The sequence below is a fragment of the Saccharothrix lopnurensis genome, assembly GCF_042658445.1.
Classification (GTDB): domain Bacteria; phylum Actinomycetota; class Actinomycetes; order Mycobacteriales; family Pseudonocardiaceae; genus Actinosynnema; species Actinosynnema lopnurensis.
This window is the reverse complement of record NZ_JBHSQO010000031.1, coordinates 59,919-73,675: the sequence shown is the minus strand read 5'-3', so window position 1 is coordinate 73,675 and position 13,757 is coordinate 59,919. Positions and strand designations below refer to the sequence as shown.

Here is a 13,757-nt window from a genome sequence, read left to right as displayed (position 1 = left end):
CCGAGCGGCCGGCCCGCCGCTCAGGCCGGCTCCGTCCCGGCGGCCGGCCCGGCCTGAGCGGCGGGGCCGCCCGGGTCACGCGGTGCCGAGGGCCTTCATCCGCTCGATCTCGTCCGTCTGGGTGACGACGACGTCGTTGGCCATCTCCTCGACCCGCACGTCGGAGCCCGAGGACAGCAGTTCGACGGCCATCTCGATCGCGCCCTCGTGGTGGGCGATCATCAGCCGCAGGAAGAGGCGGTCGAAGTCGGCGCCCCGGGCCGCCTCCAGCGCGGCCAGGTCGGCGGCCGAGGCCATGCCGGGCATGGTCGAGTGGTCGACCTCGGGCACCCCGCCGCCGTGCCCGTGGGCGGTCGCGTCCTCGGCGTAGTCCCGCTGCCACTGCTCCATGCCCGCGATCTCCGGGCCCTGGCTGTCGTGGATGCGCGAGGCCAGGCCCTTCACGGTCTCGTCGCCGGCGCGCTCGGGCGCCAGCGCGGACATCTCCAGCGCCTGCCGGTGGTGCCCGATCATCTTCGCCACGTAGGTCACGTCGGCCTCGCTCGGCGCCACCCACCGGTCGGTGCCGACGTCGTCGGGCGAGAGCGTCCGGGCCTGCTCACCGGGCCCCCGGGGGGCGATGACGGGTGCTTGCTCCTCCGCCGCGGGCGTGCAGCCCGCCAGGACGGCCGCCAGCACCGCGATGACCAGGACCCGCATCCACCACTCCCCACTACGCCGGTCGCTCCAACGTACCCGGCTGCCCACGAGGTGAAAAGGTGAGGTTTTCCGACGATCGGGTCTGGTACTTAGCGTTGCGAACAGGCACTATTTGCGGATCCCTGCACTGGGTTGGAAGGGGAACCTGAAGTGGAACTACGCGAATCGACCGGACGCCGCCGGGCGCCGATCGCGGTCTTGGGCGCCTTTGCGCTGAGCCTGTCCGGGCTGGCCCTGGGCCCGCAGGCCACCGCGGCGCCGGAGGACACCGACCTGGCCGGCTTGACGGAGCAGCAGCTGTCGAGCCAGGAGCAGCAGGACAGCGGCATCCCCGGGGTCGACGAGATCCGCAACACCCGCAATCTCCAGCTGATCGCCAACCTGCCGAAGCCGGCCCCGTTCACCGCCTCGTCCACGTGGACCGACCTGGCCTTCCAGGGCAACTACGCGATCGCGGGCAACTACGACGGCTTCGTCATCTACGACATCAGCAACCCGCGCAAGCCGAAGGTGGCCAGCGCGGTGCTGTGCCCGGGTTCGCAGAACGACGTGTCGGTCAAGGACAACCTGCTGTTCCTGTCCACCGACTCGTCGCGCAGCGACAACTCGTGCACCAGCACCTCCCGTCCCGCGAGCAACAAGGACGCGTGGGAGGGCATCAAGATCTTCGACATCAGCGACAAGCGCAACCCGCGCTACATCAAGGCCGTCGAGACCAGGTGCGGCTCGCACACCCACACGCTGGTGCCGGACAAGCGCGGCAAGAACGCCTACCTGTACGTCTCCTCGTACGGCCCGGACGCCGCCTTCCCCGACTGCCAGCCGCCGCACGACCTGATCTCGATCGTCAAGGTGCCGCTGAAGAACCCGACCGAGGCGACCCTGCTGTCGGAGCGGGTCATGTTCCCGGACGGCGGCAACCCCGGCCGGGACGGCACCATCGAGACCGGCTACGTGCGCGCCACCTCGGGCTGCCACGACATCACCGTGTACCCGTCGAAGGACCTCGCGGCGGGCGCCTGCATGGGTGACGGCGTGCTGTGGAACATCTCCGACCGCGAGAACCCCCGCGAGATCAACCGCGTGCAGGACAACGTGAACTTCGCGTTCTGGCACTCGGCCACGTTCAACAACGCCGGCACCAAGGTGATCTTCACCGACGAGCTGGGCGGCGGCGGCGCGCCCACCTGCAAGGCGTCCATCGCCCCGACCCGCGGCGCGAACGGCCTGTACGACATCACCGGTCGCGGTGACGGTCGCAAGCTGGAGTTCCGGTCGTACTACAAGATCCCGCGGCACCAGGGCGAGACCGAGAACTGCGTGGCGCACAACGGTTCGCTGATCCCGGTGCAGGGTCGGGACATCATGGTGCAGTCCTGGTACCAGGGCGGCATCTCGGTGTTCGACTTCACCGACACCCGCAAGCCGCGGGAGATCGCCTGGTTCGAGCGCGGTCCGCTGCCCAACGGCGCGGGCGGCGGCACGTGGTCGGCCTACTACTACAACGGCCACATCTACTCGTCCGACATGGCCAAGGGCCTCGACGTCCTGGACCTCCGCGACCCGCGGACCCTGACGGCGAAGTTCGTCCGCGTCGGCGAGCTGAACGTGCAGACCCAGGGCGCCTACCGGGACCTGTTCCCGCGCCGGTGACCCGAGCGCCTCGGCGCTGAACGACACCCGGGAGGGGCCCGCTCCGGCGGGCCCCTCCCGCTGTTCCGGAAGGGCCACTCAAGGGCTCCACTCCTTTGCCGCCGCTTTTTTCGCGGGCGGTACTCCTTCGCGGTGAATTCATCGGGAACCGATCGGGGCGGGCGTACGATCGACCGGCCGCCCAGCTCCCGAATTCCTCGCGAGGAGTATTCCGGTGCCCGACATGATCCTTTATCGGGGTGAGCGCGAAAATACCTGGCCCGAGCCTGCCGTGCGACTCGTCTGGGGCGGTCTGACGATCCGGGAACCGTGGCCGGGCGCCCGGCTGCCCAACCAGGCGGCCACGGGCGCGTGGTGCGCCCTGTCCCGGGCCATCACCGCGGGTGGTCGTGACCCGGCGGTGTTCTCCCGCGCGCTGCGCGAGGGCGGCACACCTCACGGCCTGGCCTTCACCCGCACGCCACCCACCACGCGCGCCGACCACGAGTACGTGGTCACCCTCCGCCAGGCCCGCACGTTCCTGCTGCGCTACGGCGGTGTCGGCGGCTGGACGCCGGGCGAGGAGGTGCCGTGGGCCGGCGACCCGGCCGCGGTCACGCAGGACTACGTGGTGCTGAACGGACCCGTCGTGAACCGCTCGACGGTGCTGGGTTACGGCCACTGCGCCGAACCGCCGCTGGTCACCCTCCTCACCGACGTGCCGACCCGCTGGGTCACGTCGGTGGACGGGCGGCCGATCGGCGGGCACGGGTTGCGCGTTTTGACGGATTCCGCCTTGTCCGATGCCGAACGGTGTGCACTGACCGAATTGCGCCGCCCGTGAGGCCGGTTTCCCGGATTCGCCCAGCGCGTTGGACCGTTGGTCGCAACAGGGCGATATCGGCGGTGACCGTGCGAAGCGCCTCACGGGTCCGTTGGGAGGAGTCCGGCTCGGAAGGGGGTGAACGCCCACCTCTACTTTTGCCGACCGGTCCACTCATGTTCCGACCTGCGGTAACGGCCTTCCGACCGCGGTCGACACGCGGGTGTCACGTGACGGAAATGCCCGAGATCCGCTCCCACCACAGAAGGGCGGATCCATGCGTCACCCACGAAGATCAGTCGCGATCGCGGCGGTCGGGGCGCTCCTGCTCCCCTCGGCCTGCCCGGGACGGCCTCCGCTGTTCCGGTACCCGGTGAGGACGTGCTCTACACGCTGGACGCCGACTTCGACCAGGGCGTGCTCCAGGACGTCAACCACGACTCGCCGAACGACGACCAGCTCCAGCCGAACCGGCAGAGCGTGTTCCTCCCCTACGTCAACGTCGCCGCCTCCGCGCGCGGCACGATGATCCGCATCGACGTCGACAGCGGCGACGTCCTGGGCGAGTGGCTGTCCGCGCCGGACGGCCGCGGCCGCAACCCGTCCCGGACCACCGTGGACAAGCTGGGCAACACCTGGTTGTCCAACCGCAACGAGGCCACCGGCGGCCAGGGCTCGGTCACCCGGGTCGGCGTGGTCCGGGGCGGCACGCGGGTCGACGCCGGCGGCGTGCCCGACCCCGACGGCGACTACCTGCGCGGCCCGTTCGCCTACAACACCTGCCAGGACCGCGACGGCGACGGCCTGTTCGCCACCTCGCGCGGCCTGGGCGACATCCGGCCGTGGACCAACGCGGGCGTCGTCGACGACGACGACGGCGTCGAGACCGCCGCCGACGAGTGCCTGATCACCTACAGCCGGGTCGCGGGCACCAACACCCGCACGGTCGCCGTCGACTCCAACAACGACCTGTGGACCGGCGGTTCGAACACCCGGCACCAGAAGATCTCCGGGGTCGACGGTTCCCCGCTGACCACGCCGGTGAGCTTCGGCTGCGGCGGGTACGGCGGCCTGGTCGACCAGGCGGGCACGCTGTGGTCGGCCCGGTACGGGACCAACCTGCTGCGCTACGAGCCCGCCACCGGCACGGGCGCCTGCCTGGACACCGGGCACGGCGACTACGGCCTGGGCATGGACCTGCGGACCGGCGAGATCTGGCACACCAGGGTCAGCAACGGCGTGGTGGTCAAGCTCGACGCGGCGGGCAACGTCCTCGGCGCGTTCCCGCACGGCAACGCGCGCTCGCAGGGCGTCGCGGTCGACACCAACGGCAAGGTGTGGGTCGCCAACATCAACTCCAACAACGCCCAGCGGATCGACCCGGACGCGGGGCCGATCGGCGGCGGCGGGTTCCCGGTGGGCGCGGTCGACCTGACCGTGGACCTCGGCGCGGGCGCGGGGCCGTACAACTACAGCGACATGACCGGGTCGGTGCTGGGTGAGATCACCGCGCCGGTCGGCACGTGGTCGGTGGTGCAGGACGGCGGGGTCGCGGGTCAGACCTGGGGCACGGTCACCTGGAACACCGAGCCGCAGGGCAGCGAGCCGGCGGGCACGTCGATCACCTTCGAGGCGCGGACCTCGGACACCGAGGCCGGGCTCGCCGGCGAGGCGTTCGTGCCGGTGTCCAACGGGGTGGAGTTCGCGCTGGTCGGGCGGTACGTCGAGGTGCGGGCGACGCTGACCGCCGCGCCGTCCGGGACGAGCCCGGTGCTGTCGGACGTGCGGATCACCACCTCCGAGCGGACCGGCGTGTTCTCCTGCCAGGCCACGGCGCTCAACCTGGCCGGGGTGGTCCTGGCGCGGGCCAACCCGCCGGACGTGCCGTGCGTGGACGACTTCGCGCAGGTGGCGAACGTGAACCTGCCCGCCGGGATCCTCAACGTGCGGGCCGACGCGTTGACCGCGACCACGAACCAGACACCGGACGGCCTGCTGGCGCTGCCGCCGGCGCCCGGTGACGGCGCGGTGTCCTCGGCGCGGGTCGAGTACACCCGCATCACCGCGCTGCTGGTGAACATCGAGGTGGGTGTGATCCAGGCGAACGCCTCGGTGACCTGCGACGCGTCGCTCAACCCGGTGTTCGCCGGGTCGTCGCAGATCGCGAGCCTGCGGATCAACGGGGTGACCGTGGCGGTCGGCAGCGCGCCGCTGACCATCCCGCTGGTGATCGGCTCGCTGCGGCTCAACAGCACGACGACGACGGCGACCAGCGTGACGCAGCAGGCGCTGGTGCTGGACACGCTGCTGACCGACGTGGTGCTGGGCGAGGCCAGGGCGAACGTCGAGGCGTTGCCGGGCGAGCCCGGCGGCAGCCCCTGCCGGGTCTGAGGTCCTGCCGGGTCTGAGATCCTGCCGGATCTGGGGCCCCAGCGGGTCTGAAACCTTCCCCCACTAGTAGTCGTACTATATGTAGCGCGCCTACTAGTGGGGGTTGTGGATGAGTCGGAAACTGCTGGTCTGGTTGCACGTCGTGACGTCCACCGGGTGGATGATCATGGCGTTGGCGCTGTTCGTGGTGGTGGGCCACGCCCTGGCCGGGCGCTCGTGGACGTTCGAGGTGGCGCTGCTGCTGGACGTCGAGGTGCTCCAGTTCATGGCCACCACGTCGGCGTTCAGCGGGTTGCTGCTGTCCGGGCTCACGCCCTGGGGCTACTTCCGGCACTGGTGGGTGGCGGTCAAGTTCGCCGTCACGATGAGCCAGCTCTACGCGGGCATCTTCGTGCTCAGCCCCAACCTGCACCCCGACGGCTCGCCGGGGCTGATGCGCGTCGGGTCGCTGCTGATGTTCTCGGCGCTGGCGTGCCAGGTGTGGCTGTCGGTGGCCAAGCCGTTCGGGCGCACGCCGTGGGCGAGGGGCCCGAAACCGCGCACCGCGCCCCCGTGGGCGTTCGCCGCGTGCCTCGCGGTGCCCGCGCTCGACTACGCGCTGGGCGAGCTGGTGCTGGGCGGGGGCGCGCCGGTGCTGTCGCTGCTGGTCGTGGTCGTGCACCCGGTGGTCCGCGCCGCGCGCTCACGGGCGCGCGGCGCGGTGCCCGCCCAACGGAACCCAACCCAACAGAATCCCGGCCGGCGGAACCCCGTCTAGCGGAACTCCACCTCGGGGTACCGGTCCGACGGCCCGTCGAACAGCCGCTGGGGCCGGTGCCGCAGGTGCCGGTCGAAGAAGGCGGTCAGGTACGCGCGCTGGGCGGCGACGCTCCGCGCCGGGTCCACGGTGCCGACGGCGGGCGCGGTCACCGCGGGGTCCAGGCCCAGCCGCGGCAGCAGCACCTGGTGGTCGGTGTAGCTGAAGTGCTCGCCCGCCGGCAGGTGCAGCTGCCGCAGCCAGCCCCGGTGGTTGGCCAGGAACCGCTGCCAGGACGGGTCGGACGCCGCGCTGTGGTCGCCGGCGCTCATCAGCAGGAACGGCCGGTCCAGGCCCTCCTCGGCGACCCGGCCGAAGTCGCCGGTCGACTGGGCGTAGGCCATGCTGCCGTCGAGGTCGGCGCCCACGTCGACGCGCCGGTCCGACAGCATGGTCTCCCCCGCGGTGAACCCGCCGGCCGAGTGGCCGAACATCCCCACCCGGGACAGGTCCAGGGCCCGGCCCAGCCCCGGCGGCGGCCGCCGCCCGCCGGCGTCGGGGTTCCCGCCCGCGGCCAGAACCTGGAGCCGGTCCAGGACGAAGCGGGTGTCCCGGACCCTGGTCGCCAGGACCTCCTTGAGCACCTCGGCGCTCGACGGCGGCAACGCGCGCCGCGCCAACCGGCCGTCGGGGAACTCCACCACCGGTGGCTCGTGCGTGTGGTCGAGGGCCACCACCACGTACCCCTCGGCCGCCAGCTGCTCGGTCAGCGCGGTGCCGAACGCGCGCGACTCGCCCAGGCCGGGCGAGTAGAGCACCACGGGCCGGTCACCGCCCAGCGCCGCGGCGCCCGGGACCGAGTGGGTGGCGAAGCGGTAGTCGAGCAGGTCCGCGTCGAGGCCGAGCCGGGCCGCGTCCGCCCGCGCCACCACCTCGGCCGCGGCGGGCGGCAGGAACGGCGCGGGCGCGCCGCCGCGCCGGGCCGGGTACCGGACTGTCACCACCAGCTCCCGCACGGCGCCCGGCACCCAGGGGTCCCGGCGGGCGTGGTCGACCAGGTGCAGGTCGGTGACGCCGACCGCGTGCGGTCCGGTCGGCGGTGGCAGGTCGAGCCGGGGAGGCGCGGTGGCCGCGGTCGTCGGGACCGCGGCCACCACCGCACCGGTCACCACCGCGCAGGCCAGCGCGCCGAACCGGCGGTGGGTCGATCGTGTCCTTCGCATGGTCCGAAGCTAGGCAGCGCCCGACCGCGTCACATCGGGGTGATCACCGAACCGCGCCCGGAGCCCCCACCCCGAGGGGGTGGGGGCGGGCCGCACCCGAGCTGTCCCGAAGCAGCCCCACCCCGAGCGGGTGAGGCGGCCCTCAGAGCCTCGGGTCCACCGGTTCGGACTCCAGCGCGAGCACGGCGAACACGCACTCGTGCACGCGCCACAGCGGCTCGCCCCGGGCCACGCGCTCCAGCGCCTCCAGACCCAGCGCGTACTCGCGCAGCGCCAGCGACCTCTTCGCGCCCAGGCCGCGCTTGCGCAGCCGCTCCAGGTTCGCCGGCTCGGTGTAGTCCGGGCCGTAGACGATGCGCAGGTACTCGCGGCCCCGCACCTTCACGCCCGGCTGCACCAGGCCGCGCCCGCCGCGCACCAGGTTGGCCAGCGGCTTGACCACCACGCCCTCGCCACCGGCCGCGGTCAGCTCCTCCCACCAGCGGACGCCCGCCGCGACCTGCTCCTCGTCGGTGGTGTCGACCACCAGGCGCCGGGTCGGCCGGAACGGGCCGCCCAGGCGCGACAGCACGTCCAGGTGCCAGAGGTGGTCCCGGTCGTGGAAGGTCCGCCCGCGCGCGGCGAGCAGCTGGAACGGCGCGATGGTCACGCCCGCGAGCCCGTCGGTGGGCGCGCAGTACCGCAGGTAGGCGTCGCGGTACGCGGTGGCGTTGGCCAGCCTCCGCGTGGTGCGGTCCAGCAGCTCGGCCACGTCGACACCGCGTTCGCCCGCCCGGCCCAGGACGTCCGCCGCGGTGGACAGCGCGCTCGTGGCGGCCGCCCCGACCGAGGCGTACTGGTCCCGGACCAGGCCCGCCGCCTTGGCGTTCCACGGCATCAGCTCGGCGTCGATCAGCAGCCAGTCGGTGTCGAACTCCTCCCACAGGCCGGCCCGGGTCACCTCCTCGCGCACCACCGCCACCAGCTCGTCGCCCAGCGGCCCGTCGAAGAACGCGCGGCCGGTGCGCGTGTGCACCACGCCACCGGGGTCCGGGCCACCGGAATCCAGACCACCGGCGTCCCGGCGCACGTGCAGCACCGCCCGCGACCCCATGTGCTTCTCCTCGCAGATCACCTCCCGCACGCCCGCCGCGCGGTACTCGGCGAAGGCGTCCTCGGGGTGCTCCAGCACGTCCGGGCGCGCGGAGGTCGCCGCCGGCGCCATCGTCGGCGGCAGGTACAGCAGCACGCGCGGGTCGACGGCGAAGCGGCTCATCACCTCCAGCGCCGACGCGGCCTGCTCCGGTCGCACGGTGACCCGGCCGTGCTGCGAGGTCTCGACCGCGCGGCGGCCGGCGACGTCGGTGAGCGCCGGCACGTCCGGCGCCCGCTCCGGCTCCGCCGCGACCAGCGGGCGCACCGGCTCGTACCAGACCCGGTGCGCGGGCACCGACACCACCTCGCGCTCCGGGTGGCGCAGCGCGGTCAGCGCCCCGCCGAACACCACGCCGGTGTCCAGGCACAGGGTGTTGTTGACCCACCGGGTCTCCGGCACCGGCGTGTGCCCGTACAGCACGGTCGCCCGGCCCCGGTACTCGTCGGCCCACGGGTAGCGCACCGGCAGGCCGTACTCGTCGGTCTCGCCGGTGGTGTCGCCGTAGAGCGCGAAGGCGCGCACCCGCGCGGAGGCCCGGCCGTGGTAGCGCTCGGGCAGGCCGGCGTGCGCGACGACCAGGTCACCGCCGTCGAGCACGTAGTGCGCGACCAGGCCGTCGCAGAACCGCTCGACCCGGCGGCGGAACTCCTCGGGCTCGGCCGCCAGCTGCGCCAGCGACTCGGCCAAGCCGTGCGCGACCCGCACGTCCCGGCCGCGCAGGGCGCGCACCAGCTTCTGCTCGTGGTTGCCGCACACCGCGAACGCGTGACCCGCCTCGACCATGCCCATGGCCAGGCGCAGCACGCCCGGCGTGTCCGGGCCGCGGTCGACCAGGTCGCCGACGAACACCGCCCGCCGCCCCGCCGGCGGGACGGCGTCCACCGGGCGGCCCTCCCCGTCGCGCACCAGGGCGTAACCCAGCTGGACCAGCAGTTCCTCCAGCTCCGCGCGGCAGCCGTGCACGTCGCCGATCACGTCGAACGGCCCGGTCTCGTGGCGCAGGTCGTTGAGCAGCGGCTCCCGCACCAGCACCGCTTCGTCCACTTCGGACTGCGAGGACAGCACGTGGACGCGCTTGAAGCCCTCGCGGCCCAGCGCCTTGAGCGACCCGCGCAGCGCGGTCCGGTGGCGGCGCACCACGTGCGGCCCGAAGTCGCGGTCGGGGCGGTCGGCGTTGCGCGCCAGGCACACCCCTTCCGGCAGGTCGAGCACGATGGCGACCGGCAGGACGTCGTGCCGCTTGGCCAGCTCGACCAGCTGCGCCCGGTCGCCGCGCTGCACGTTCGTGGCGTCCACGACCGTCGTGCGGCCCGCGTCCAGGCGCTTGCCGGCCACGAAGTGCAGCGCCTCGAACGCCGCGGTGGAGGCCGACTGGTCGTTCTCGTCGTCGGCGACCAGGCCGCGGAAGTAGTCGCCGGACAGCACCTGCGTGGGGGCGAAGTGCCGGCGCGCGAACGTCGACTTGCCCGAGCCGGACGCGCCGACCAGCACGACCAGGCACAGGTCCGGAATCCTGAGCTCCATCAGTCGTCGTCCCCCAGGGTGAAGACCGCGAGCTGGGTCGGCGCGCCGCGCTCGGCGTCCTCCGGCCCGATCGGCAGGTGGCGCACGGTGTAGCCGCGCCGCCCGGCCACGCCGGCGGCCCAGTCGCGGAACTCGGCGCGGGTCCACTCGAAGCGGTGGTCGGCGTGCCGGTACCGCCCGCGCGGCAGCGCGTCGAACAGGTCGTTGTACTCGACGTTGGGGGTGGTGACCAGGACCGTGCGCGGGCGGGCGACGGTGAACACCGAGTGCTCCAGGGCGGGCAGCCGGTCGGGGTCGAGGTGCTCGACGACCTCCATCAGCACGGCCGCGTCGTAGCCAGCCAGCTCAGGGTCGGCGTAGGTCAGCGAGGACTGGCGCAGCACGAGGCGTTCGCGCTGCCGGTCGGGCAGCTCGTCCAGGTGCAGCCGGCGGGCCGCGACCTGGAGCGCCCGCACGGACACGTCCACGCCCTGGACCTCGGTGAACCCCGGCTCCTGGAGCAGGGCGCGCAGCAGCGAGCCGTCGCCGCAGCCCAGGTCGAGCACCCGGCGGGCGCCGGCGGCCCTGAGCCGCGCGACGACGGTCTCCCGCCGCAGCACGGCCAGCGGGACCTGCCGCTCGGCCAGGACCGGTTCCTCCAGCGCGTTGTCCAGCTCCTCCGGCTCGACCTCCTCGACCTCGGCCAGCCGGGCGAGCGCCGACTGCACCAGCGGGCGGCGGCGCGCCAGGTAGCGGGTGGTGATCAGCTCGCGGTCGGGGTGCGCGCCGAGCCACCCCTCCCCCGCCCGCAGCAGCTTGTCCACCTCGTCCTCGGCGACCCAGTAGTGCTTGCTGCCGTCGAGCACGGGCAGCAGGACGTAGAGGTGCCGGAGGGCGTCGGACAGGGTGTGGGTGCCGGTGAGGGTGACGTCGGCGTAGCGGGAGTCCTCGCGGGAGTCCTCGTCGACGCCGGACAGCGGGATCGGGGTGAGGTCGACGGTCCAGCCCAGCGGGGTGAACAGGCGCTCCACCAGGCGGTGCGGCAGGACCGGGATGCGCGCGGTCAGCGGGATCGGGGTGGCGGCCAGCTCCGCGTGGCTCTCGCTGCGGCCGTTCACGGCGCTGCGGAAGACCGCGCCGAGGGCGACGGTGAACAGCGAGCCGGCCACGTAGGGGCGGTCGTTGACGTACTGGGTGAGGGTGCTGCCGGGTTTGCGGACCAGGCCGACCGGGTCGACCTCCAGCAGGAGCGCGACGGTGCACTCCTCCTCGTCCGCGCGGGGGTAGAAGACGTGCGCGGTGCCCGAGGAGGTGGTGAACGACTGCGCGCGGTCGGGGTGCTTGTGCAGGAGGTGGCCGAGGTCGGTCGCCGGGCGGTGGGTGGTGGTCAGGGTGAGCAGCACGGGGTCCAGTGTGGACCAGCGGAACACCGGGGACCCGCGATTTTCACCTCGTGACCAGCGCCCTGGCCTCCGCCCACCGCGTGTTCAGGTCGTCGAACACCGCCTGCTTCGCCTTGCCGCTCGCCCCGCGCCCCGCGTCGATCTCGGTGACCGCGGCGTCCTGGGCGTGGTCGACCTCGAAGAACTGGACGCCGGCGGGCACCGACCCGGCCAGAGGGGAGGGACGACACGCCGATTCCGATCAACCGGTCGAGCACTGCTTTGCGCAGCCTGAACCGGGGCGCGGTAATCGAGGGTCGATCAGCTCGCGACCTGCCCTTGAATGGTTGAACGGCTCACCACAAGCGCAGGTGGGAGCGCAGGGACCGGGCGTGGATCACGAGGGGTGCCCGACAGCGCGAACCAACGCCGCGCCGGATGAACCCTGGTCAAGCGCTGAAGCAGAGGGTCCGTCACGGCTTGGACTTCTGCTTCTCGGCCTGCTTGGGCTTGTCCTTCTGGGGCTTGGGGGACTTCGGTCCCCCGGGCTGCCCGGCCCCCGGCACCGGCGCAGCCCCCGGCACCGGCGCGGCGCCGACCTCCGGCGCGGCCCCGCCGACGGGCCGGGTCCCTCCGACGGGTTCGGTCCCCGTGGACGGCACCTGGACCGGCTGCGCCTCCGTGGGCACCGGGACGGTCACCGTGACCGTCTCCACGGCCGGTTGGACCGGGCGCTGCGTGCCGGACGGCGCGACCCGGGGCACCGGGTCGGAGACCTCGCCGGTGGACGACCACGCGAAGCCCACCGCGCCCACCACGCCCAGCAGCGCGGCCGCCGCGAACACCACGTTCCAGGACCGGCCGGTGCGCACGGCCTCCTCGTGCGGGGCACCGTCCTGGTCGAAGCCGAGGGCCCCGAGGCCGGCGGTGCGCAGGCCGGACCCCGCGAAGGCCGCACCCGGGAAGGTGGCGCCGGCGATCAGGGCGCGGGCGCACTCCGCGGCGGTCGGGCGGTCCCGCGCGTCGGTGGCGGTCATCCGCCGGAGCAGTTCGGCCAGGTCGGGGGGCAGGTCGGCGGGCACGTGCGGTGCGCGGTGCAGGCGGGCCACGGCCGCCTCGATCTCGCCGCCGTCGTACTCGCGCCGCCCGGTCAGGCACTCCAGCAGCACCAGGCCGAGCGCGTAGACGTCGGCGGCCGGACCGGTCGGACCGCCCCGCACCTGCTCGGGCGCGAGGTAGGCGGCCGTGCCGACGATCTGGTCGGCCCGGGTGAGCCGGGTGGCGTCGACTAGGCGGGCCAGGCCGAAGTCGGCCAGGTAGGCGGTGCCCGCGGTGTCGACCAGCACGTTGGAGGGCTTGACGTCCCGGTGCACGACGCCGCACGAGTGCACGTGCTCCAGCGCCTCGGCCAGCCGCACCCCCAGCGCCCTGACCTCGTCGGGGACCAGCGGGCCGGCCGCCAGGCGGTCGCGGAGGGTGCCGCCCTCGACCAGCGCCAGCACGACGAACGCCAGGCCCTGGTCCCGACCGGCGTCGTGGACGGGCACCAGCCCGGGGTGCGATAGGCCGGCGAGCACCCTGGCCTCGTTGTCGAACCGGCGGCCCTCGGTGAGGTCGTCGCCCGGCCGGAAGACCTTGACCGCCACCGCGCGACCCAGCTCCAGGTCCCACGCCCGGTGCACGTCCGCCATGCCGCCGCAGCCGATCAAGCGGTCGAGGCGGTAGCGACCGACCAGCAGCGTCTCCTCGTCGGACGGCACCACGACCTCGATTCCCGGTAGGGGTTGTGCTCCCACCGGATGCCCCCGGGGGGAGGCGGCAAACGCGCCGCGGCCCCGGGGCGGGGAAAGGGGTGCGGGCGGGGCCGTTGCCGGGGTCGGTCGTGGTGGTCGTCCGGGTGGTCGTGGCGGAGGTACCGGCGGTGGAGCCGGTGCACGTGACGCCGTTGAGCCTGGGCGAACCCGGCACGGGGTTGGACCCGGTTCACGAGCCGGCTCCTCCCGCGCTCGCCCACGCGCGAATTCACGCTTCGCCTCCGTGCGAGCAGAACCGGGGAAAGCGGTCCCGGCGGCGCGCCGTCGATGCCGGCGCGCGAACCCGCCATCTCCCCGGGAGCGCGCCCAGGAGGGGTGGCCACGATTTCCCGCAGACGACGAGGAGATTCACGGTGGTGAAATCCGGACCGGTTCACATGAATGAACGCGCGATCGCCGGTCGTTATCGGGACAGCCCG

General features: G+C 73.4%; 10 protein-coding genes. 4 read left to right on the top strand and 6 right to left on the bottom strand.

Annotated elements, in window-relative coordinates:
* Nucleotides 1-75: 75 nt before the first annotated feature.
* Nucleotides 76-699: a DUF305 domain-containing protein gene (locus ACFP3R_RS25505; RefSeq protein WP_380639063.1), complete on the bottom strand. Its 624-nt coding sequence runs from the start codon at nt 697-699 to the stop codon at nt 76-78.
* A gap of 150 nt (nt 700-849) precedes the next feature.
* Between ACFP3R_RS25505 and ACFP3R_RS25500 the strand changes: the two genes are divergently transcribed.
* The 4 genes from ACFP3R_RS25500 to ACFP3R_RS25485 all read left to right on the top strand — a co-directional run bounded on the left by ACFP3R_RS25500 (nt 850) and on the right by ACFP3R_RS25485 (nt 6,302).
* Nucleotides 850-2,352 carry an LVIVD repeat-containing protein gene (locus tag ACFP3R_RS25500; RefSeq protein ID WP_380639061.1) on the top strand — a complete coding sequence of 501 codons (1,503 nt, stop codon included), beginning with the start codon at nt 850-852 and terminating at the stop codon, nt 2,350-2,352.
* A gap of 214 nt (nt 2,353-2,566) precedes the next feature.
* Nucleotides 2,567-3,175 carry a hypothetical protein gene (locus ACFP3R_RS25495; RefSeq protein ID WP_380639058.1) on the top strand — a complete coding sequence of 203 codons (609 nt, stop codon included), beginning with the start codon at nt 2,567-2,569 and terminating at the stop codon, nt 3,173-3,175.
* A gap of 360 nt (nt 3,176-3,535) precedes the next feature.
* The gene (locus ACFP3R_RS25490; RefSeq protein ID WP_380639056.1) at nt 3,536-5,545 is read left to right on the top strand and encodes a choice-of-anchor P family protein; all 2,010 of its coding nucleotides are present in this window, start codon (nt 3,536-3,538) and stop codon (nt 5,543-5,545) included.
* A 109-nt stretch (nt 5,546-5,654) separates the two neighbouring features.
* Nucleotides 5,655-6,302, top strand: coding sequence for a hypothetical protein (locus ACFP3R_RS25485; protein WP_380639054.1), 648 nt, complete (start codon nt 5,655-5,657; stop codon nt 6,300-6,302).
* On the opposite strand, the gene ACFP3R_RS25480 is transcribed toward ACFP3R_RS25485, so the two are convergent.
* The 5 genes from ACFP3R_RS25480 to ACFP3R_RS25460 all read right to left on the bottom strand — a co-directional run bounded on the left by ACFP3R_RS25480 (nt 6,299) and on the right by ACFP3R_RS25460 (nt 13,320).
* Complete coding sequence (locus tag ACFP3R_RS25480; protein ID WP_380639052.1) at nt 6,299-7,504, bottom strand: alpha/beta hydrolase family protein; 1,206 nt, start codon at nt 7,502-7,504, stop codon at nt 6,299-6,301. The two genes, ACFP3R_RS25485 and ACFP3R_RS25480, sit on opposite strands and share 4 nt — an antisense overlap.
* A 142-nt stretch (nt 7,505-7,646) precedes the next feature.
* The gene (locus ACFP3R_RS25475; protein ID WP_380639050.1) at nt 7,647-10,163 is read right to left on the bottom strand and encodes a polynucleotide kinase-phosphatase; all 2,517 of its coding nucleotides are present in this window, start codon (nt 10,161-10,163) and stop codon (nt 7,647-7,649) included.
* Nucleotides 10,163-11,545, bottom strand: a complete 1,383-nt coding sequence (locus tag ACFP3R_RS25470; protein WP_380639048.1) for a 3' terminal RNA ribose 2'-O-methyltransferase Hen1 — start codon at nt 11,543-11,545, stop codon at nt 10,163-10,165. The genes ACFP3R_RS25475 and ACFP3R_RS25470 overlap by 1 nt, the downstream gene beginning before the upstream one ends.
* Nucleotides 11,546-11,588: 43 nt before the next feature.
* Entirely contained in the window at nt 11,589-11,747 is a 159-nt protein-coding gene (locus ACFP3R_RS25465; RefSeq protein ID WP_380639045.1) for a hypothetical protein, read from the bottom strand.
* A 250-nt stretch (nt 11,748-11,997) separates the two neighbouring features.
* Nucleotides 11,998-13,320, bottom strand: coding sequence for a serine/threonine-protein kinase (locus ACFP3R_RS25460; RefSeq protein ID WP_380639043.1), 1,323 nt, complete (start codon nt 13,318-13,320; stop codon nt 11,998-12,000).
* Nucleotides 13,321-13,757 lie beyond the last annotated feature (437 nt).